Source organism: Mycobacterium sp. UM_WGJ (assembly GCF_000455125.1).
In the GTDB taxonomy this organism is placed as follows: Bacteria; Actinomycetota; Actinomycetes; order Mycobacteriales; family Mycobacteriaceae; genus Mycobacterium.
In genome coordinates this window covers 36527-57651 of sequence record NZ_AUWR01000043.1, presented here as the reverse complement: position 1 = coordinate 57651, position 21125 = coordinate 36527, and the positions used below count along the sequence as shown (strand labels likewise).

10 protein-coding genes are annotated in these 21125 nt (G+C 67.5%); 8 read left to right on the top strand and 2 right to left on the bottom strand.

Annotated elements, in window-relative coordinates; genetic code table 11:
• Positions 1–34: 34 nt before the first annotated feature.
• Positions 35–634 (bottom strand): PadR family transcriptional regulator, encoded by a 600-nt coding sequence (locus tag N416_RS0114005; protein ID WP_024442734.1) that lies wholly within the window; start codon positions 632–634, stop codon positions 35–37.
• A gap of 125 nt (positions 635–759) precedes the next feature.
• Positions 760–1611 carry a DUF1707 domain-containing protein gene (locus N416_RS0114000; protein ID WP_024442733.1) on the bottom strand — a complete coding sequence of 284 codons (852 nt, stop codon included), beginning with the start codon at positions 1609–1611 and terminating at the stop codon, positions 760–762.
• Positions 1612–1713: 102 nt separating this feature from the next.
• Between N416_RS0114000 and N416_RS0113995 the strand changes: the two genes are divergently transcribed.
• The 8 genes from N416_RS0113995 (at position 1714) to N416_RS0113960 (ending at position 21119) form a co-directional block, all read left to right on the top strand.
• The gene (locus tag N416_RS0113995; protein WP_024442732.1) at positions 1714–2139 is read left to right on the top strand and encodes a DUF5318 domain-containing protein; all 426 of its coding nucleotides are present in this window, start codon (positions 1714–1716) and stop codon (positions 2137–2139) included.
• Positions 2057–4609 carry a transglycosylase domain-containing protein gene (locus N416_RS0113990; RefSeq protein ID WP_081654574.1) on the top strand — a complete coding sequence of 851 codons (2553 nt, stop codon included), beginning with the start codon at positions 2057–2059 and terminating at the stop codon, positions 4607–4609. Before N416_RS0113995 ends, N416_RS0113990 begins: the two co-directional genes overlap by 83 nt.
• A 176-nt stretch (positions 4610–4785) precedes the next feature.
• Positions 4786–7194 (top strand): transglycosylase domain-containing protein, encoded by a 2409-nt coding sequence (locus N416_RS0113985; protein ID WP_024442730.1) that lies wholly within the window; start codon positions 4786–4788, stop codon positions 7192–7194.
• A gap of 23 nt (positions 7195–7217) precedes the next feature.
• Complete coding sequence (locus N416_RS0113980; RefSeq protein ID WP_051190277.1) at positions 7218–8813, top strand: glycosyltransferase family 87 protein; 1596 nt, start codon at positions 7218–7220, stop codon at positions 8811–8813.
• An 11-nt stretch (positions 8814–8824) separates the two neighbouring features.
• Positions 8825–10117: an MFS transporter gene (locus tag N416_RS0113975; protein ID WP_231384264.1), complete on the top strand. Its 1293-nt coding sequence runs from the start codon at positions 8825–8827 to the stop codon at positions 10115–10117.
• Between the two features lie 92 nt (positions 10118–10209).
• A complete protein-coding gene (gene pks2 / locus N416_RS0113970; protein WP_051190274.1) occupies positions 10210–16554 on the top strand; it encodes a type I polyketide synthase in 6345 nt (2114 codons plus the stop codon).
• 68 nt (positions 16555–16622) lie between these two features.
• Positions 16623–18029 carry a condensation domain-containing protein gene (locus N416_RS0113965; RefSeq protein ID WP_024442726.1) on the top strand — a complete coding sequence of 469 codons (1407 nt, stop codon included), beginning with the start codon at positions 16623–16625 and terminating at the stop codon, positions 18027–18029.
• A 45-nt stretch (positions 18030–18074) separates the two neighbouring features.
• A complete protein-coding gene (locus tag N416_RS0113960) occupies positions 18075–21119 on the top strand; it encodes an RND family transporter (protein WP_255341888.1) in 3045 nt (1014 codons plus the stop codon).
• Positions 21120–21125 lie beyond the last annotated feature (6 nt).

Sequence of the window (21125 nt, the reverse complement as noted above, 5' to 3'; positions counted from 1 at the left end):
TGTGTTGTCCCGATACCCGCGTCCGTACGCGGGATCAGGGTTGTTCGGCGCGGTTCGATGCCGCCGGGTCTCTCCTCGCGCGCTGCGCGCGCTCGTCGCCCCCGGACGAGCCCTGCGATACGCGTTCGGCCGCGATCAACTCGTTGAGCCACTTGACCTCCCGCTCACTGGACTCCAGCCCGAGCTGGTGCAGTTGGCGGGTGTAGCGGTCCAATGAGTTGCTGGCCCGTGCCACCGCGTTGCGCAGACCTTCCCGGCGTTCTTCCACCTGCCGGCGGCGGCCTTCGAGAATCCGCATCCGCGCCTCAGCGGGGGTGCGGTTGAAGAACGCCAGGTGGACTCCGAAGCCGTCGTCGGTGTAGTTCTGCGGACCGGTGTCGGACACCAGCTCGTTGAACCGCTGACGGCCGGCGTCGGTCAGCCGGTACACCCGTCGGGCCCGGCGCACCGGGGTCCCCGTCGGCGCGGCGTCCTCGGCGATCACCCCAGCCAGCTGCATGCGCCGCAGCGCGGGATACAGCGAGCCGTAGGAGAACGCCCGGAACGCACCCAGCAGACCGGTCAACCGCTTCCGCAGCTCGTAGCCGTGCATCGGAGACTCGAGCAGCAAGCCCAAAATCGCAAGCTCAAGCACTCCAGTCACCTCCTGAGATGGTGTAGCTACGTCCGGTCGACGGTTCGCGCCATAGTATCGCGCCGATATAACCAAGCCCAAGTGGCTACTGTTCGCCCGATGTTCAATAGCGTGAAACCCGCCGGTCAGGACGGGTAATTGATGCGCTTGACGGTTCCGTCGCCGGCGAAAGCGATGTAGCCGCCGCCGTAGTCGCTGGAAACGTACACCGACAGCGACAGCGCCCCCGGTGTGGTGGGATCCCGCGCCGGATCGACGATCAGGTAGGTGCTTTTCACGTCGGCGGGTTTGATCCCGAGCGTCTCGGGAGCCCCGCGCAGGATGCCGACCGCGGCTTTCACGTCGAATGCGCTCAGATCGACGAGCACGTCATCGCTGCTCTTGGACGAGGTCGACGGGTCATCCCAGCCGCCGCGGTAGGAGTAGTCCAGTTTGCGGCGCTCTTCGGTCGGGTCGGGACGATTCAGCGATGCGTAGTCGGGGTAGACCACCAGCCGGTAGCCCATGGTGTCGCCGAACTTCTGCCGAGCCTGCTCCAGCAGGCCGGTCAGCCCGCCCAGGGACTGCAGCTGTCGTGGCGGGGTGAGTACCACCGGCGCGACACCGTCCGGCTTGGCGCCAGGATCCGAGGTGAAGCTCAGCGGCGAGCTGGTGTTCCCGTACATCGCCCAACCGAGCAGCATTCCCGCCACCAACGCGGCGCCCAGTGCGCCCAGCGCCTTGACGGCGACACCGCGCACGCCGAACTCGGCGGGACCGCGCAGCGTCGGCAGCTTGACCGGCGCGGTCTCGGTCTGCAGGTCACCGACCAGGGAATGCAGGTCTCCCAGGGTCACGGCGCGGGTGGCCGCGCTGATGCGCTCCTGGTGTTCGGCGCTGGACACCTGCCCCTGGGCCAGAGCGCTGTCCAGGATTCGGCAGACGTCGTCCCGGTCGCTGTCTTTGGCCCGAGTGCCCGCGGTCTGCCGTGTCGCCACGGCGACGATAGTAAAAGAAGGCCGCGCCGCGTTGACGCCGAATCCGCCGGTTGGGGGCGTTGATCGCCACCGCCGGTGTGCACCCGACGTACTCTGGTGACCGTGCGATTGCAGCGACAGGTAGTGGACTACGCGCTCCGGCGGCGTTCCCTGCTGGCCGAGGTCTACTCCGGGCGCACCGGGGTCACTGAGGTGTGTGACGCCAACCCCTATCTGCTGCGCGCCGCGAAGTTCCACGGCAAGGCCAGTGCGGTGGTCTGCCCCATCTGCCGCAAGGAGCCCCTCACCCTGGTGTCCTGGGTGTACGGCGACCAGCTCGGAGCGGTCTCGGGCTCGGCGCGTACCGCCGAGGAACTGGTCCTGTTGGCCACCCGGTTCTCGGAGTTCTCGGTGTATGTCGTCGAGGTGTGCCGGACCTGCAGCTGGAATCACCTGGTGAAGTCGTATGTGTTGGGCCTCGCGAGCCCGCCCAAGGGATCCCGCGGTCGACGGCCGGCACGCAGCGGAGCCCGTACCGCCAGTGAGTAAACATCACGACGACGGGTCCGATGCTGGCTCGGCCCGGCCCTCCGACGCCGGCCGCCGCCCACCGTCGGGACCTGATGACCGGCAGACCACAATCATTCCGGCGGTCGACGACGCCGTGACGGCCGACCTGCGGGACCCGATCGACGCGGTCCGGGCGGCCCTGGACGGGGCTCCTCCGCCCCGCGAGCAGGCGTTGAGCGGACGGATCCCGCGGCGCGAGCCGCCGCCGGAGAAGCCGACCGCGCCGCCGCCGCGGCGGGCTGAGCGCTCCGCCCCCACCGATGCACCGGTCGCGCCGAATCCGCTGGAGTGGCTGCGTGCACATCCGCCGAACTGGCGATGGATCCGGCGCGGCCTCGGTATCGCTGTGGTGGTGATGCTGTTGTTGCCGGTCATCACCTTCGCTATGGCCTACTCCATCACCGACGTACCCTCGCCCGGCGACATCCGGACCAACCAGGTGTCGACGATCCTGGCCAGTGACGGTTCCGAGCTGGCCAAAATCGTTCCGCCGGAAGGCAACCGCGTCGACATCGATATCAACCAGGTGCCGGTCTACGTGCGTAACGCGGTGTTGGCGGCCGAGGACCGCGACTTCTACTCCAACCCGGGATTTTCGGTGTCGGGCTTCGCCCGCGCGATCAAGAACAATCTGTTCGGCGGCGACACCCAGGGCGGCTCGACGATCACCCAGCAGTACGTCAAGAACGCGCTGGTCGGGTCCGAGCGGGCCGGCATGGGTGGATTGGTCCGCAAGGCCAAAGAGCTTGTGATCGCCACCAAGATGTCCAGCGCGTGGCGCAAAGACGATGTGCTGCAGGCTTACCTGAACATCATTTACTTTGGCCGCGGCGCCTACGGGATCGCCGCGGCGTCCAGGGCCTACTTCGACAAGCCGGTGGAGGACCTCGACATCGCCGAGGGTGCGCTGCTGGCCGCACTGATCCAGCGGCCGTCCACCCTGGACCCTGCGGTCGACCCCGAAGGCGCACTGGACCGGTGGAACTGGGTGCTCGACGGCATGGTGGAGACCGGGGCCCTTTCCGCCAGTGAGCGTGCCGCCCAGGAGTTTCCGCCCACCGTGTCACCCGAGCTGGCCCGCTCCCAGAACATCACCACCGGACCCAACGGGTTGATCCAGCGGCAGGTGACCCAGGAGCTGCTCGAGCTGTTCAACATCGACGAGCAGACGCTCAACACCCAGGGCCTGCAGATCACCACCACCATCGACCCGGCGGCGCAGGCCGCCGCCGAAGACGCGGTGGCCACGTACCTCAAAGATCAGATTCCCAACATGCGGACCGCGGTGGTGTCCATCGACCCGCGTGACGGCGGAGTGCGCGCCTACTACGGGGGCTCCGATGCCAACGGTTTCGACTTCGCCCAGGCCGGGTTGCAGACCGGGTCGTCGTTCAAGGTGTTCGCGCTGGTGGCCGCGCTCGAACAGGGCATCGGTCTGGGCTACCAGGTCGACAGTTCGCCGCTGACCCTCGACAACGGCCGTACCAAGATCACCAACGCCGAGGGTGAGGGCTGCGGTGTCTGCAACATCGCCGAGGCGCTCAAGCGCTCACTGAACACCGCCTACTACCGGCTGATGCTCAAGCTCAAGAACGGGGCGCAGGACGTCGCCGACGCCGCGCATCAGGCCGGGGTCGCGAAGAGCTTCCCCGGCGTGCCGCACACGCTGTCGCAGGACGGCGGCCCTCCCGAAGGCGGCGTGGTGCTCGGCCAGTATCAGACCCGGGTCATCGACATGGCCTCGGCGTACGCCACGCTGGCGGCCTCCGGCATCTATCACCCGCCGCACTTCGTGGAGAAGGTGGTCAGCGCCGACGGCCGGGTGCTGTTCGATGTGCGGACCTCCGAAGACACCGGTGAGCAGCGCATCCCCAAAGCGGTCGCCGACAACGTCACCTCCGCTATGCAGCCCATCGCGGGATGGTCGCGTGGGCACAACCTGGCCGGCGGACGGGCGTCGGCGGCCAAGACCGGTACCACGCAGCTGGGCGACACCGGTGCCAACCGGGACGGCTGGATGGTCGGCTACACGCCGTCGCTGTCGACCGCGGTCTGGGTGGGCACCACCGGGGGAGACGAACCCCTGGTGAATCAGTGGGGTGGCCCGGTCTATGGCGCGGGCATTCCGGCGGACATCTGGAAGGCCACCATGGACGGCGCCCTGAAGGGCACCCCCAACGAAACCTTCCCCACGCCTACCGAGATCGGCGGTTACGCCGGCGTCCCGGCCGCACCGCCCCCGCCCCCGCCCACGGACGACGGCCCGCCGTTGCCGCCGGAGGAGACCGTCATCCAGCCGACGATCGAGATCGCGCCGGGCATCACCATCCCGATCGGTCCGCCCACCACCATCACGGCCGCCCCGCCTGCCCCGCCTGCCCCGGCTGTGCCGCAAGCGCCCGAACCGGGCGGCCCGCCGGCGGCCGAGCAGCCGCCCGCTGCGCCGTAGTGCGTTTGTGACCTCGTTTCAACCCGATGGTGAGTCCACGGAAGTAACCTGTTGACCATGCGACTGCAGCGATGCGTGGGGGACGGCTGGCTGCTGAGCACTTCGCCGATCGCCGAAATGGGTTGCGCCCGAGTCGGTATGACGAAGGGCCGGAAGCCCGACTCCTATCCGCGGGGATGCCCTGGCCACCGGTGAAAGCCCAGGGTCCGACAGCGCCGAGCGCCGACAGCGCTGAAGAAGAACACTTCTTGACGACTACCGACGCCACGCCCACTGATGAAGAGAGCGGGCCGGACGCCGGCGCAGCCGCAGCCAAGTCCGCCGACTGCACTGAAGACAAGGCGGACCTGCAGGAGCGCCTGGAAGCGGTCAAGGCTGCCATGGAGCGGCCACGCCCGGATCGCGAAAAGTCCCCTATCCCAGACGAATCGCCGACAGATCTGGCAGCAGAGCCCGATCAGTACGAATCGCGTCGACGCCGGAGGTGGCGCTGGGCCAGACGCGGCCTGTACGCCGCCGCTGCGACGCTCCTGGCGTTGCCGGTCGTTACCTTCGGGATGGCCTACCGCACCGTGGAGATCCCCCAACCCGGTGACATCCACACCACTCAGGTGTCGACCATCCTCGCCGCCGATGGCACCGAGCTGGCGAAAATCGTTCCCCCGGATGGGAATCGGATTGACATCAAACTGGACCGGGTGCCGGCCCACGTACGTGACGCGGTGGTCGCCGCCGAGGACCGCGACTTCTACACCAACGCCGGCTTCTCGGTCTCGGGGTTGTTTCGGGCGGTCAAGAACAACCTCACCGGTGGTGACACCCAGGGCGGTTCGACGATCACCCAGCAGTACGTCAAGAACGCGCTGGTCGGGTCTGAGCGGGCCGGCATGGGCGGGTTGGTCCGCAAGGGCAAAGAGCTCGTCATCGCCACCAAGATGTCCGGGGAGTGGTCCAAGGACGAAGTGCTGGAGGCCTACCTCAACATCATCTACTTCGGCCGCACCACCTATGGGATCGCCGCGGCCGCCCGCGCGTACTTCGACAAGCGGGTCGAGGACCTGACCGTCTCCGAGGGCGCCTTGCTGGCGGCGGTCATTCAGCGGCCATCGGCGCTGGATCCGGCGATCAATCGGGACCGCGCGGTCGCCCGTTGGAATTGGGTACTCGATGGCATGGTGCAGACTGGCGCCCTGACGCTCAGCGAGCGGGCCAAGCAGGTCTTCCCGGCGACCATCCCGCCTGACCAGGCGCGCAATGCCGACCAAGCCTCCGGACCCGCCGGACTGATTCAGCGCCAGGTCACCGAGGAGTTGCTCGACATGTTCGGCATCGACGAGCAGACCCTGAACATGGAGGGACTGCGCATCACCACCACGATCGACATGAAGGCGCAGCGGGCGGTGGAGAAAGCCGTCAAGGCGACCATGGCCGGGCAAAAACCGACAATGCGGACCGCAGTGGTCTCCATCGATCCACGCAGCGGCGCGGTGCGCGCCTACTACGGTGGTGACGAGGTCGGCGGGTTCGACTTCGCCCAGGCCGGCTTGCAGACCGGGTCTTCATTCAAGGTGTTCGCCTTGGTGGCGGCGCTGAAGCAGGGTATCGGTTTGGGGGAGCAGATCGACAGCGGCCCGCTGACGGTCGGCAACACCAAGATCAGCAACGTGGGGGGAGCCAGCTGTGGAGTCTGCAACATCGCTGAGGCACTCAAGCGGTCGCTCAACACGGTCTACTACCGGTTGATGCTCAAACTCAAGCACGGACCGCAGGACGTCGCCGATGCCGCACACCAGCTCGGCGTCGCTGAGAGCTTTCCGGGCGTCGCGCACACCCTGTCCCAGGACGGCTCGGGCGGGCCCCCGGAGAATGGCATCGTGCTCGGCCAGTACCAGACTCGGGTGATCGATATGGCGTCGGCGTACGCGACCCTGGCCGACTCCGGGAGGTACCACCGGCCGCACTTCATTGAGAAGGTCGTGGGTCCCGACGACCGGGTGCTCTTCGACGGCACCACCAAGGACTCCGGGGAGCAGCGAGTTCCGAAAGCAGTCGCCGACAATGTCACTGATGCCATGAAGGCGATTCCGAGCTGGTCGGGCGGGCACGACCTGGCTGGTGGCCGCCCGTCCGCGGCCAAGACCGGCACCACCCAGCTCGGCACCACCGGGGCCAACCGGGACGCTTGGATGGTCGGCTACACGCCGACCCTGTCGACGGCGGTCTGGGTGGGCACCACCGGGGGCGACGAACCGCTGACCAGCAAGTGGGGCGGGCCGGTATACGGCGCGGGACTGCCGGCCGACATTTGGAAAGCCAGCATGGATGGCGCGCTGTCGGGTGACCCGATCGTGGAGTTTCCCAAGCCCACCGAGATCGGCGGCTTCGCCGGCGTGCCGACCAGCGCGCCGATACCGGTGCAGAACGACTGGTATCCGCCGCCGCCTGCACCGGGCCTTGACGAGCCGCCGCCTCCGCCGCCGGGCTTCCCGCTGCCGGAGGCCTTCCCGCCCCCGCCGCCGCCTCCGCCTCTGCCGCCGCCCCCGGAGCAGCCCCTGCCGCCCCCGGCGCCGGAGGCTCTGCCGTGACGGAGGAGACCACCGAACGCACCATGCGATCGCCCCGGCGGCTGGCGGCCGACCTGCGCAGCGCCGACGACCGCGACCTGCCCAGCCGCACCGATGTCGTCGGCCATGCGCTGTCGAACACCATCGGCGGCCCGGTCGGCCGGCACGCGCTGATCGGGCGGACCAGGTTCATGACGCCGCTGCGGGTGATGTTTTTGATCGCCGTGCTGTTCTTGGCGCTGGGCTGGACCACCAAGTCGGCGTGCCTGCAGAGCACCGGCAGCGGCAGTCCCGACCAGCGGGTGGCCAACTGGGACAACGAGCGTGCGTACTTCCAGCTGTGCTACTCCGACGTGGTGCCGCTCTACACCGCGGAGCTGCTGGATCAGGGCAAGTTCCCGTACAAGTCCAGCTGGGTGGAGAAGGACTCGTCGGGCAAGGAACAGATCCGCTACGACGGGCTGCCGGCCGTGCGCTACATGGAATATCCGGTGCTGACCGGTCTGTACCAGTACTCGGCGATGGCTTTGGCGAAGACATACACGGCAATCACCAAGGTGGTGAAGATCCCGGCGTTGAGCGGGGTGGCCGAGGTAGTGGTGTTCTTCGACATCGTCGCGCTGGGGCTGGCCCTGGCTTGGCTGGCGACGGTGTGGTCCACCGCTGTGTTGGCCGGTCGACGCATCTGGGACGCGGCGCTGGTGGCGGCTTCGCCGCTGGTGATCTTCCAGATCTTCACCAACTTCGACGCGTTGGCGACCGCGTTCGCCGGGGCCGGTCTGTTGGCCTGGGCGCGACGCCGCCCGACCGCGGCCGGGGTGCTGCTCGGTCTGGGCACCGCCGCCAAGCTGTATCCGCTGTTGCTGCTGTTCCCGCTGCTGGTGCTGGGGCTGCGTACCGGCCGGCTGCGGGAGGTCAAACGCACCGTGGTGGCCACCGCGGTCAGCTGGCTGGTGGTGAATCTGCCGGTGCTGTTGTACGCGCCGCGGGGCTGGAGCGAGTTCTTCCGGCTCAACTCCCGCCGCGGCGATGACATGGATTCGCTCTACAACGTGCTCCGGTCATTGACCGGCTGGCAGGGCTTCGACGGCGACCTGGGGATGTGGCAGCCCCCGACGGTGCTCAACGGAGTCGTCGCCGCGTTGTTTGCGCTGTGCTGCATCGGAATCGGCTACATCGCGCTGACGGCGCCGCGGCGGCCGCGCGTCGCGCAGTTGGCGTTTCTGGTGGTCGCGGCGTTCCTGTTGACCAACAAAGTGTGGAGTCCGCAGTTCTCGCTGTGGCTGGTGCCGCTGGCGGTGCTCGCGCTGCCGCACCGCCGGCTGCTGTTGGTGTGGATGACCGTCGATGCGCTGGTCTGGGTGCCGCGGATGTACTACCTCTACAGCGTTGCCGATCGCGGTCTCCCTGAGCAGTGGTTCACCACCACCGTGCTGCTACGTGACGTGGCGGTGGTGGTGCTGTGCGCATTGGTGATTCGGCAGATCTACCTCCCGCAGCAAGATCTGGTGCGCGCCCACGGGTGGGCCGACGACCCCGCCGGCGGGGTGTTCGATGCGGCACCGGATGCGCCCCTGCCCTGGCTTCGATCCCAGGCCGAAATGGGAACCGGCGGGCAGGTGAGTGCGCGACAGCTATAGGGTTTGTGCCCGTGCGGAAACCCCCGTGGTTGGCGTGGGCGCTCTGGGACTGCGGAGCCACCGGCCTCAACGCGATCACCATCACGTTCGTTTTCTCGGTGTACTTGACCGCCTCGGTCGGGGCGGGCGCCGGCACCTCGCCGGCCAGCTGGCTGGGCCGGGCAATGGCCATTGCCGGGATCGTGGTGGCCTTGATGGCTCCACTGACCGGCAACTCGATCACCGACCCACGGCGGCGGCGTGTGGCGTTGATCGTGTTGACCGGCACGGTTGCCGTGTTGACCGCGTCGATGAGCCTGATCCGCGATGACCCGCGTTACCTGTTGCCGGGCTTGGCACTGTTGGCCGTGACGGCCGCCTGCAGTGATCTGGCCACCGTCCCCTACAACGCGATGTTGCGGTCGGTCACCGTACCGCAGAACTCCGGCAGGGTTTCCGGTTTCGGTCTGGCCGCCGGTTACCTGGGCAGTGTGGCACTGCTGTTGGTGGTCTACGTGGGCTTCGTCGCGGGGGAGGGGTCCAACGTTGGTCTGCTGCACCTGCCGACCGCTGACGGGGTGAACGTGCGCGCGGCGATGCTGCTGACCGCGATGTGGTTCTTGGTCTTCGCGTTGCCGTTGCTGAGGTCACGGCCAAAGGCGTGTGCCGATGCCGCCGTTGACGATCTGCCGAACGCCGCCACGAAAGGCTTCCGCCAGCTTCGAGCCGATCTGGTCGCCGAATGGCGCCGTGACCACAACATCGTCTACTACCTGCTGGCCAGCGCGGTGTTCCGGGACGGGCTTACCGGGGTGGTCGCGTTCGGGGCGGTGTTGGGGGTGAACGTGTACGGCATCTCCGCTGCTGATGTGCTGCTGTTCGGAGTCACAGCCAGCACGGTGGCCGCGGTCGGGGCGGCGCTCGGCGGGCTGCTCGACGAGCGCATCGGGTCCAAGGCGGTGATCCTCGGCGCGTTGGCGTCGATGATCGTGGTGGGGCTGGTTTTGCTGGCACTGTCGGGGCCCCTGACGTTCTGGGTCTGCGGCTTGCTGCTGTGCCTGTTCATCGGACCGGCCCAGTCCTCGGCGCGCACCTTGTTGCTACAGATGAGCGCCACCGGAAAGGAAGGCCTGACCTTCGGGCTCTACACCACCACCGGGCGTGCGGCCACGTTCCTGGCGCCGACGCTGTTCTTCACCTTCGTGGATCTGTTCGGTGCCGACCGGGCCGGGCTCGGCGGCCTGTTGGTCGTGCTGGCGGCCGGATTGGTCGCGATGCTGCCCATCCGAACCTCCTCGCAAAGTGAACTGCGGGTACGTCCTTGAGGACTTGAATAGTGGTTTAGCGGCCTCTTTTTGGTACCTGAGTTTACGTAGGCGCAAGTTTGTCGTGACCGTGCTGTAACCTCGCGAGGGCGATGACTACCGCTCCTCCCCCTCCTCACGACCCGTCCGCCCTGCCGATCGCCGTTATCGGGCTGGCCTGCCGGCTGCCCGGCGGCATCGATTCTCCGCAACGGTTCTGGGAAGCATTGCTGCGCGGTGCCGACCTCATCGGCGAAGTGCCCGCGGACCGGTGGGATGTCGACGCCTACTACGGCTCCGAGCCGGGGCAGCCGGGCAGGTCGGTATCCCGATGGGGCGGCTTCCTGGACTCCATCGGCGCGTTCGATGCCGACTTCTTCGGCATGACCGAGCCGGAAGCCATCGCGGTCGACCCGCAACACCGCCTGCTGCTGGAGACCTCGTGGGAGGCCGTCGAGCATGCCGGAATCGACCCGGCGGCCTTGACCCGATCACAGACCGGGGTCTTCGTGGGGCTGACGCACAGCGACTATGAGCAGCTGTCCGCCGACTGCGGCGCCGCCGAGGGACCGTACGGATTCACCGCGACCAGCATCGGCTTCGCGTCCGCAAGGGTGTCGCAGGCCCTGGGACTGCACGGGCCGGCAGTCACGGTGGACACGGAGTGTTCCTCGGGCCTGATGGCAGTCCACCAGGCATGCCGCAGCCTGCAGGTCGGCGAGAGCGAGCTCGCCCTGGCCGGCGGCGTATCGGTGATGCTCGACCCCCGCAGGTCGGTGGCCGGCTCGCAGCAGGGCATATTGTCTCCGACCGGCCGTTGCCGGGCCTTCGACGCCGACGCCGACGGATTCGTGGCGGGTGAAGGCTGCGTGGTGTTGCTTCTCAAGCGACTGCCCGAGGCCATCCGCGATCACGACCGCATCCTGGCGGTGCTGCGCGGCAGTGCCGCCAATCAGGACGGCGGCACCGGAACGGCCGGGGCGCCGTCGCAGCCGGCGCAGGTCGCGGTGTATCAGACCGCATTGGCCGCGGCCGGCGTCGACGCCGCCACGGTGGAGCTGGTTGAAGCACACGGTCTGGGAAACCCGGCCGCGGATCTGACCGAGTACGCGGGCCTGGCCGAGGTCTACGGCACCGACCAGCGCTGCTTCGTGGCGTCGGTCAAGGCCAACTTCGGGCACTGCCAGTCGGCGTCCGGACCGCTGGGCCTGATGAAGGCGATACTGGCCCTGCAGCACGGCACGATCCCACGACATCTGAATTTCACCCGGCTGCCGGACCAGCTCGCTGGGATAGAAACCAACCTGGTTGTGCCGCTTGAAAATACGTCATGGCCGACCAAGGCGGGCCATCCGCGTCGGGCCGCGGTCTCTTCGCATGGCCGGTCGGGCACCAACGTGCACGTCATCGTCGAGCAACCACCGGTGTCGGCGGTGCCGGATGCGACCACGGAGACGGGGACAGCAGACGGCCGGCAGGCGCCCTTGCTCTTCCCGATATCGGCGAACTCCGCAGACCAGCTGCGGGTGACGTCCGCCCGGATGGCGGACTGGGTCGACGAACACGGCAGCGCGATGACTACCGTCGGCCTCGCCGATCTCGGCTACACGCTGGCGCGGAGGCGATCCCACCGGTCGGTACGAACGGCGGTGTCGGCGGGCAACTTCGGCGAACTCAGCGACGCGCTGCGCAAAATCGCCGGCAACGACTTGGCGTACCAGCCCGCTATCGAAGCGGATGGCCGCGGTCCGGTGTGGGTGTTCTCCGAGCAAGCTCCCCCGTGGGCGCCAATGGCGGCATTGCTCGCCGAAGAACCGACTTTCGCGGACGCGATCGCCCAGATGGAGCCGGTCGTCGCGGCAGAGGCCGGCTTCTCACTCGCCGAAGCCATCGCCGCCGAGCGGCCGCCGACCGAAGTCGAACGAGGGCAGCCGACGAACTTCGCCATCCAGGTCGCACTGGCCGAGGCGATGAAGGCCCACGGGGTTCGGCCGGGTGCCGTCATCGGGCATTCGCTCGGCGAGGCCGCGGCGGCCGTCGTAGCCGGCGGACTGACCCTGGAGGACGGGCTGCGCGTGGTATGTCGACGGTCACGTTTGATGTCGCGGATCGTCGGCAACGGCGCCATGGCCACCGTGGAACTGCCTGCGCAGCAAGTGCTGTCGGAGTTGTCTATTCGTGACGTGTCGGACGCGGTGCTCGCTGTGGTCGAGTCGCCGGAGTCGACGACCATCGGCGGAGACGCAGCGACTGTTCGGGGCCTGGTGGCCGACTGGCAGCAACAGGGAGTTCCGGCGCGTGAGGTGCCGACCGCAGTCGCCGCGCACTCGCCGCAGGTTGAGCCGGTCCTCAACGAGATGGCGCTGGCCCTCGCCGACCTCAAACCGGCTGAGCCCGAGATCCCCTACTACTCCGCGACTTTGTGGTCGCCCCGTGACCGGCCGGCATTCGACGGCCAGTACTGGGCGGACAACCTGCGTTACATGGCGCGGTTCGCAGCGGCCGTGCAGGCGGCGATCAAGGACGGCTACCGGGTCTTCGGAGAGCTGGCGTCGCACCCACGGCTGGCTGAGGTCCTCGAGCAGAATGCCAAGAACCTCGATATCCCGATCGCTGCACTGGCGGTCACCCCGGGTGAACACCAGCCCTGGAATGGATTGCGCGGGTTCGTCGCTGACCTGCACAGTGTCGGGACCGCGGTGGACTTCGCTGCGATCTACCCGTCGGGGGCATTGGTGGAAGCGCCGCTGCCGAGCTGGAGCCACCGTGAGCTGATACTCAGCCGGGAAGACGCAGACACCACCCCGCGCGGCGCGGCGGTCCGGGCGGTACACCCGTTGTTGGGAGCCCACGTCCACCTGCTGGAGGAACCCGAACGCCACGTCTGGCAGGGCGACGTGGGAATCGTGGCGCACCCGTGGCTCGACGATCACCGCGTTCACAACACGGCCATCCTGCCCGCGGCCGCCTACTGCGAGATGGCCCTGGCCGCCGCCCGTGCCGGCCTGGGCGAATCAGCCGAGATTCGCGATGTTCGGTTCGAACAGCTGCTGACCCTCGACGACCGGACATCGGTGTCCTCGGGGGCGGTGGTGGTGGCGCCCGGGGTCCTGGACTTCACGGTGCATACCCGTCAGGGCCGCGACGGTGTCGATTGCGCAACCGCGGTGTTGCAGGCTCAGTCGGCCGTTCGGCAGCCATCGACCCGCGATATCGCCGCGTTGCTGGCCGCGCACCAGGCCAGGGTGGACGGCGCCGAGCTACGAAAAACCGCTGCCCGTAATGGAATTCAATACAGTGCGGCGTTCTCGGGTTTGGTCGAGCTCCGGTTCGGCGACGGCGGACACACTATCGGTGCCACGGCCCTGGCCGAAGTTGCGCTGCCGGGGCCGGCCCGCCCGGAGCAGGCGCTCTATGAAGTTCATCCGGCCCTACTCGAAGCGTGCATCATGTCGGTCGTCATGCGACCCGACGTCCCGCGCGCCGGTGATGGGGGACTACTGCGCCCGGTCGGTGTGCGCAGGCTGCGCCGCCATCATCTGATCCGCGACGTGCGGTACTGCCTGAGCACTGTGACGGCAGCGCGATCCGACGCCTGCGAGGCTGATCTGGAATTGATGGACGTCTCGGGCAATGTGTTGCTCACCGTCGAGGGTCTGCAATTCGAGGCCGGCCGCTCGGAGAGCGAGTCCGCCGAACGCACCCTTGATGAGCGCCTCCTGACCATCGAGTGGGAGCGTCGTGACCAACCGGTTGCGGTGGCCCCCGATGCGGGAAGCTGGCTGCTGTTGAGCATGGCTGATGCCACAGATGCGCTGGCCGGCCGCCTCGGTGAGGTGCTCAACGGAGAAGGGGCGCAGTCGCACCCGGTTTCCCTGCCGATCGACCGCGGGTCCGTGGCAGACGGACTCAGCGGGATGCTTGATGGCCGGACCGGAGTTGTTGTGGTCACCCCACCGGCGCGCAACGATTCCAACTCCCCGCGGATCGGCCGCGAATTCGTGACCTACCTGCTAGACATCGTGCGGCAGATGGTGGCGCTTCCGGGGGAGTCACCGCGGCTGTATGTGCTGACCCGAGACGCCGCCGCGGTGCGACCTGAGGATCGGCCCAACCTGGAGCAAGCGGGCCTGCGTGGGCTGATTCGGGTGGTCGACTCGGAGTATCCGCACTTGAAGGTCACCCAGATCGATGTGGACGGCAGTGCTGCCGAACACGACGAGGCATTGGCCGCGCAGCTTGCGGCGCAACTTCAGGGCGGGTCGCAGGAGGACGAGACCGCGTGGCGTGACGGCGACTGGTACACCGCGCGGCTGCGCCCCGGACCGCTCGGCCCAGCCGATCGGCGGACCACCGTAGTCCAGCACGGCCAAGACTGTCTGCGCCTGCAACGCCGCGATCCCGCTGACCCCGAGTCGTGGGAACCGGTCGCCGCCCCGCGGATGGCGCCGGGCAGCGGTCAGATCGAGGTTGCGGTGGCGGCCACCGGAATCAACTGTGTGGGAGCCGCTCCCGTCGAGTACTCCACGATCGAGGCAGGCCTGCAGCAGCTGGGCGCCGATTTCGCGGGCGTGGTGACGGCCGTCGGCCCTGATGTCACCGGCCACCGCGTGGGTGACCACGTCGGCGGGGTCTCTCCGGACGGCTGTTGGAGCACCTTCATCACCTGCGATGCCCGGCTGGCGGCCACCCTGCCGGCGGAACTGCCGGTGTCCGAAGCCGCCGCCTGGCCGACCGCATATGCCACCGCCTGGTATGGACTGCACGACCTGGCGCGCGTGACATCAGAGGACAAGGTGCTGATTCATTGCGCTACCGGTGGAGTCGGTCAGGCCGCGATCGCGATTGCGCGCGCGGTCGGGTGTCAGGTGTTCGCCACCGCAGATACCTCGCAGCGGCGACAACAGCTGCGCGACATGGGTATTGAGCACGTCTATGACTCTGGCAGTCTTGAGTTCGCCGATCGGATACGCCACGACACAGCTGGCTACGGTGTCGACGTGGTGCTCAACTCGCTGTCCGGGGTGGCGCAGCGCGTTGGAATCGAACTGTTGAACTTCGGCGGACGGTTCATCGAGCTGGGCAAACAGGACGTCTACGGTGACAGTCGGCTGGGCCTGTACCCATTCCGTCGCAACCTGTCGCTGCACGTGGTCGACTTGGCGTTGCTGGCGCACAGTCATCCAGAAACGGTCCAGCGATTGCTGGGCACCGTCTACCGAAAGGCGGCTGACGGCAGTCTCCCGCAGCCGAAGACCATCCACCGACCTTTGCTGGATGCGCCCTCCGCACTGCGACTGGCGGGCGCCGATGGCTGCGCGGCAACGGTTTTGCTGGATGTGCCCCAGACCGGTAGCACCGTTGCGGTGGTGCCACCGGCGCAGACGCGGCCGTTCCGGGCCGATGGCGCCTACATCGTCACCGGTGGCACCAGCGGAGCCGGGTTGCACCTGGCTGCGGAGATGGCCGCAGCGGGATGTGGCCGCATCGTGCTGAACGGCGATTCGGCACCGGATCGCCAAGCGCAACAGACTATCGAGCGGTTGCGCGCACGGGGCACCGACATTGCGGTGGAATGCGGCGATATCGCGGAGCCGCAGACCGCGGACCGGCTGGTGGCGGCGGCGACGGCCTCTGGCCTGGCGGTGCGCGGCGTCCTGCATGCGGTCGCCCCGGAGGGCGACGCACCGCTGACCGAAACCACCGGTGGCCTGGTTGACCGCTGCTGGGAGCCGAAGGTCTACGGCGCGTGGAACCTGCATCGGTCGTTGCGCGAACAGGCAACCGCACAACCGTTGGACTGGTTCTGCGCGTTCTCCTCGACTGCGGCACTGATCGGATCGCCCGGCCAGGGCGCCGCCGCAGCAGCCGACAGTTGGTTGGACGCATTCGGACGCTGGCGCCAGGCCCAGGGTTTGCCGGCCACCGTGATCGGCTGGGGGCCGTGGGCCGATACCGGAAGTGTCGCTGACTCCGCCGACGGCGTGCCGGCTGCGATCACCTCCGCCGAAGCCGCCCGCGCCTTCCATGCGGTGCTGAGCTATGGCCGCCCCTACGCTGGATACGCGCCGATCACCCGTGCACCGTGGTTGGCGGCGCTGGCACACCGCAGCCCGTTCGCCGAAGCGTTCCGGCCGGTGCGGCGAAGCAGTCCCGACGCGCAGCGGTTCCTCGCCGGCCTGAAGGAGCTCCCGCGCGACGAATGGTTGGACTCGATCCAGCGTGTGGTCTCCGATCAGATCAGTCTGCTGTTGCGCCGTACCGTTGATCCGGACCGGCCGCTGCCCGAATACGGCCTGGATTCGTTGGCCAGCTTGGAGTTTCGTACCCGGATCGAAACCGAGACCGGGGTCCGTGTCGGTCCTGCTCAGCTCACCACGGTGCGTGGCCTGTCGCAGCACGTATGCGAGCAGCTGGCCGCACGCTTAGAACATGCGGAGTCTCGCGGGGGTAGGTAGTTTGAATCGGCCGGTCGCTGTCCCGAGTTGCCAGCCGAAGCGTTGTTAGCACGAGTAGAGGAGCAGACGTGCGTGTAGGGCCATTGGCGTTGGGAACGTTGGCGGACTGGGAGCCCGAGGCCGGGCCCACCGTCGTGTGGCAGCCGTCGGCTGCTGCGCTGGCCGCGGCGCGACAGGCGCCGGTCAACACCGTGCCTGCCAGTTACATGCAGGAACAACACATTCGCGGCTACATCGACCAGACGGCCGTCGGACTCGACTACTCGCGCCTGATGGTGCTCAGTTGCGACATGGCCGGCCGTTGCGACCGGCGGGCCATCGACTACATCATCAATGCGCACGTGCGGCGGCACGAGACCTACCGCAGCTGGTTCGAGCACACCGACGACGGACGCCTCATCCGCCACGTCATAGACGACCCGGCCGATATCCAGTTCGTCCCGGTCGATCACGGGGAACTGGCGTTGCCGCAGGTACGCGCTCTGTTGAACGAGACGCCCGATCCGTTGCAGTGGGACTGCTTCCGGTTCGGGATCATTCAGGGCAAGAGCCACTTCACCTTCTTCGCCAGCATCGATCACGTGCACGTGGACGCGGCGGTCGCCGGCGTGACGTTGATGGAGCTCTACTTCATGTACAACGCGCTGGTCGCCGGTGGAGCACCGCTGGAGTTGCCACCGGCGGGAAATTACAGCGAGTTCTGCGTCCGTCAGCACCGGTTCACCTCTGCGCTCACCGAAGAGTCGCCGGAGATCCAAGCCTGGCGAACCTTCGCCGAACACAACGACAACAGCCTGCCCGGTTTCCCGCTGCCGCTCGGCGACCCCGCGCAACCGTGTGACGCGGCCATGGTCACCGTCACCATGCTCGATGAGACGCAGACCGTCGATTTCGAGTCCGCCTGCACCGACGCGAACACGCGTTTCATCGGTGGTGTCCTGGCGTGCTGCGGCCTGGCTCACCGGGAACTCACCGGTGCGGACACGTTTTACGGACTCACCCCGCGGGATACCCGCAGATCTCCGGACGATGACCTCACCCTGGGCTGGTTCACCGGCCTGATCCCGATCACCGTTCCCGTCGCGGAGTCCTCGTTTGCGGACGCCGCCAACGCCGCGCAGATCTCTTTCGATACGGGCAGGACGCTGGCCGATGTGCCCTACCAACGGGTGCGCGAGTTGGTACCCAGCCTGGGCAAACCGCCGCCCAATTTTCCCGTCATCAATTTCCTCGACGCCGGGGCCGCCCCGTTGTCCGCGTTGATCGCCGCGGGCCTGGACGACCTGAACATCGGGGTGTACAGCGACGGCCGGTACTCGTATCAGATGTCGCTCTATGTGATCCGGGTCGGGGAGGAGACCGCTGCCACCGCGGTGTTCCCCGACAACCCGGAGGCCCACGAATCGGTGGCCCGCTACCTGGCGTTGTTGAAGTCCGTGTTTGAGCGGATTGCCGACCGGGAGAGGGTCGCATGAGCCCAGTCCCATTCACAGTGACGTGCAACTGCCGGAGGTGAACCTATCTTCAGCCGGCTAGGCGACTTCGTCGTACGGCGCCCATGGCCGGTGATCGGCTTCTGGGCGCTGCTGGTCGTGCTGCTGCCGCTGTTCGCGCCGTCGCTGACCGAGATGGCGCAACGTCATCCGGTGGCCGTGCTGCCCGCCGATGCCCCGTCGGTCCAGGCCGCCGCCAAAGTGTCCGCCGCCTTTGACGAGGACGGCTCGGAGAACGTGCTGACCGTTCTGCTCACCGATGAGGCGGGCTTGGATCGAGCCGATGAGAGGGTTTACCGCACGTTGGTGGACCGGCTGCGTCTTGATACCGAAGACGTGGTGATGCTGCAGGACTTTCACACCACCCCGGCGCTGCGGGAGGTGCTCGTCAGCGGTGACGGAAAAGCATGGATACTTCCGGTCGGGCTGGCGGGGGACTTGGGAACTCCGGAGGCCTACGCGGCATACGTCCGCGTTGCCGAGATCGTCAAGGAGACCGTTGCCGGGTCGACACTGACCGCCGACGTCACCGGCCCAGCGGCCACGGTCGCCGACCTGACCGATGCCGGGGCGCGGGACCGGTTCGCGATCGAGCTGGCGATAGGTGTGCTGCTGCTGTTCATTTTGGGCGTCATCTACCGCAACCCGCTCACCATGCTGCTGCCGCTGATCACCATCGGCGTATCGATGGTGGTCGCCCAGGCGGCAGTCGCGACCGCGTCACTGGTGAGCGGAATGGCCGTCTCCAACCAGGCCATCGTGATGCTCAGCGCCTTGATTGCCGGGGTGGGAACCGATTACGTCGTCTTCCTGGTCAGCCGCTATCACGACTACATCCGGATGGGATCCGGTACTGCCGAGGACTGCCGGCGCGCCGTGCAGCGCGCCCTGGCGTCGATAGGCAAGGTGATTGCCGCGTCTGCGGCCACCGTTGCCATCACCCTGCTGGGGATGGGCTTTGCCAAACTGGGGGTCTTCGCCACCGTCGGCCCGGTGCTGGCGATCGGGATCGCGGTGGCGTTCTTGGCGGCGGTGACGTTGCTTCCGGCCATTCTGACGCTGGCCGGACCGCGCGGATGGGTGGCACCACGCCCCGAACGCGCTGCGCGGTTCTGGCGCCGCACCGGGGTGCGAATCGTTCGGCGCCCCAAGACGTATCTGGTCGGTAGCCTGGCGCTGTTGCTGGCGTTGGGCAGTGCCGCCGGGCTGATTCGGTTCAACTACGACGACCGCAAACAACTGCCGGATTCCGTTGACAGCTCAGTGGGGTATGCGGCGCTGGATCGGCACTTCGCGGTGAACCAGACGATCCCTGAGTACCTGCTGGTCCAATCTCCCAACGATCTGCGTACGCCGCGGGCTCTTGCCGATATGGAGCAGATGGCGCAACGGATCAGCCAGATCCCGGGCGTGGCCGCCGTCCGCGGTGTCACCCGGCCGGGTGGGGAGTCGCTCGAAGAGGCCAGGGCCACTTATCAAGCCGGTGAGGTCGGGGGCCAGCTGGGCGACGCCGCGGGCTTGATCGCTGAGCGCGACGGCGACCTCAACCGGCTGACCACGGGATCCCGGAAGTTGGCAAACAGCCTCGAAGATCTGAACACCCAGGTCAGCCAGTCGCTTGGCAGCGTGCGAAGTCTGGTCGATGCGCTGGCGTATCTGCAGATGCAGTTCGGCGGCACCAAGACATTCGGTGAAATCGACCAGGCCACTAGGCTGGTCAACAGTATCCGGGCGCTCGGCGACGCCCTCCAGGTGACCTTCGCCGGGCTCGCGTCCAGCTTCGACTGGGTCGATCCCGTCACCGAGTCCCTCGATGCCAGCCCGACATGCGACGCCAATCCGATCTGCGGGACGGCGCGGGCCGAGTTCCACAAGCTGCAGAACGCCCGCGCCGCAGGCACTCTCGATGAGATCTCCAGCCTGTTTCGCCAGCTGCAGTCGGCGCAGCCCTCGCAGACGCTGTCGTCGGCGGTCAACGGGCTCAGCCGCTCCTTGCAGTCAGCCTCGCAGTCTCTGCATGCGCTGGGATTCGACAGCCCTCGTCGGGTGCAGCGCAAGGTCATCGAGATGCAGAACGGCACCAGCGAGCTCGCCAGCGCCGGCCGTCAGGTGGCCGACGGGGTGCAACTCCTGGTCGACCAGACCAAGGAGTTGGGACTGGGCCTCGACACCGCGTCAGCGTTCCTCATGACCATGGGCCATGAGGCTTCCGAACCGTCCATGGCGGGTTTCAATGTGCCCCGACAGGTGCTGGCCACGGAGGAATTCAAGGAACTGGCCCACACCTTCGTCTCGCCCGACGGGCATTCGGTGCGGTATTTCATCCAAACCGGTGAGGACCCGTTCAGCACCGAAGCCATGGACCAGGTCAACACGATTCTCGCGACCGCCCAAGCGGCGCAACCCAATACCGTGCTGGCGGATGCCTCGATCTCGATCTCCGGGTACCCTGTCACACTGCGCGATATTCGCGACTACTACGACCGGGATATCCGGCTCATCGTTGTCCTGACAACCCTGGTGGTGCTGCTGATTCTGACCGCCCTGCTGCGCTCGGTCATCGCACCGATCTATCTGGTGGGCTCGGTGATCGTCTCCTACCTGTCGGCGATCGGGCTCGGTGCCTTGGTCTTTCAGGTCATATTGGGCCAGCAACTGCATTGGAGCGTGCCAGGTTTGGCGTTTGTGGTGCTGGTGGCGGTGGGCGCCGACTACAACATGCTGCTGGCGTCCCGCTTGCGCGACGAGTCGTCGCTGGGCGTGCGGACCAGCGTCATCCGCACGGTCGGCTCAACCGGCGCGGTGATCACCGCAGCGGGACTCATATTCGCCTCCGCGATGTTCGGGCTGCTGTTCGCCAGTGTGGGGGCCGTGGTGCAGGGCGGCTTCGTGATCGGCGCCGGCATCCTTGTGGACACCTTTGTGGTGCGCAGTATTACCGTGCCCGCCGCGGCCGCGCTGCTGGGACGGGCCAATTGGTGGCCCGCGCGACCGTGGCTACAACCCCGGCCCGACTCTCTGAAACGGGGCAGCGCCAACGGCGATGTGATCGAGACGGTGGCCGACGCCTGAGGCCGT

Coding starts and splice junctions, on each gene's coding strand:
- N416_RS0113990 (WP_081654574.1), top strand. CDS start 2,057: ATGTGTTGGGCCTCGCGAGCCCGCCCAAGGGATCCCGCGGTCGACGGC.
- N416_RS0113985 (WP_024442730.1), top strand. CDS start 4,786: ATGCCCTGGCCACCGGTGAAAGCCCAGGGTCCGACAGCGCCGAGCGCC.
- N416_RS0113980 (WP_051190277.1), top strand. CDS start 7,218: ATGCGATCGCCCCGGCGGCTGGCGGCCGACCTGCGCAGCGCCGACGAC.
- pks2 (WP_051190274.1), top strand. CDS start 10,210: ATGACTACCGCTCCTCCCCCTCCTCACGACCCGTCCGCCCTGCCGATC.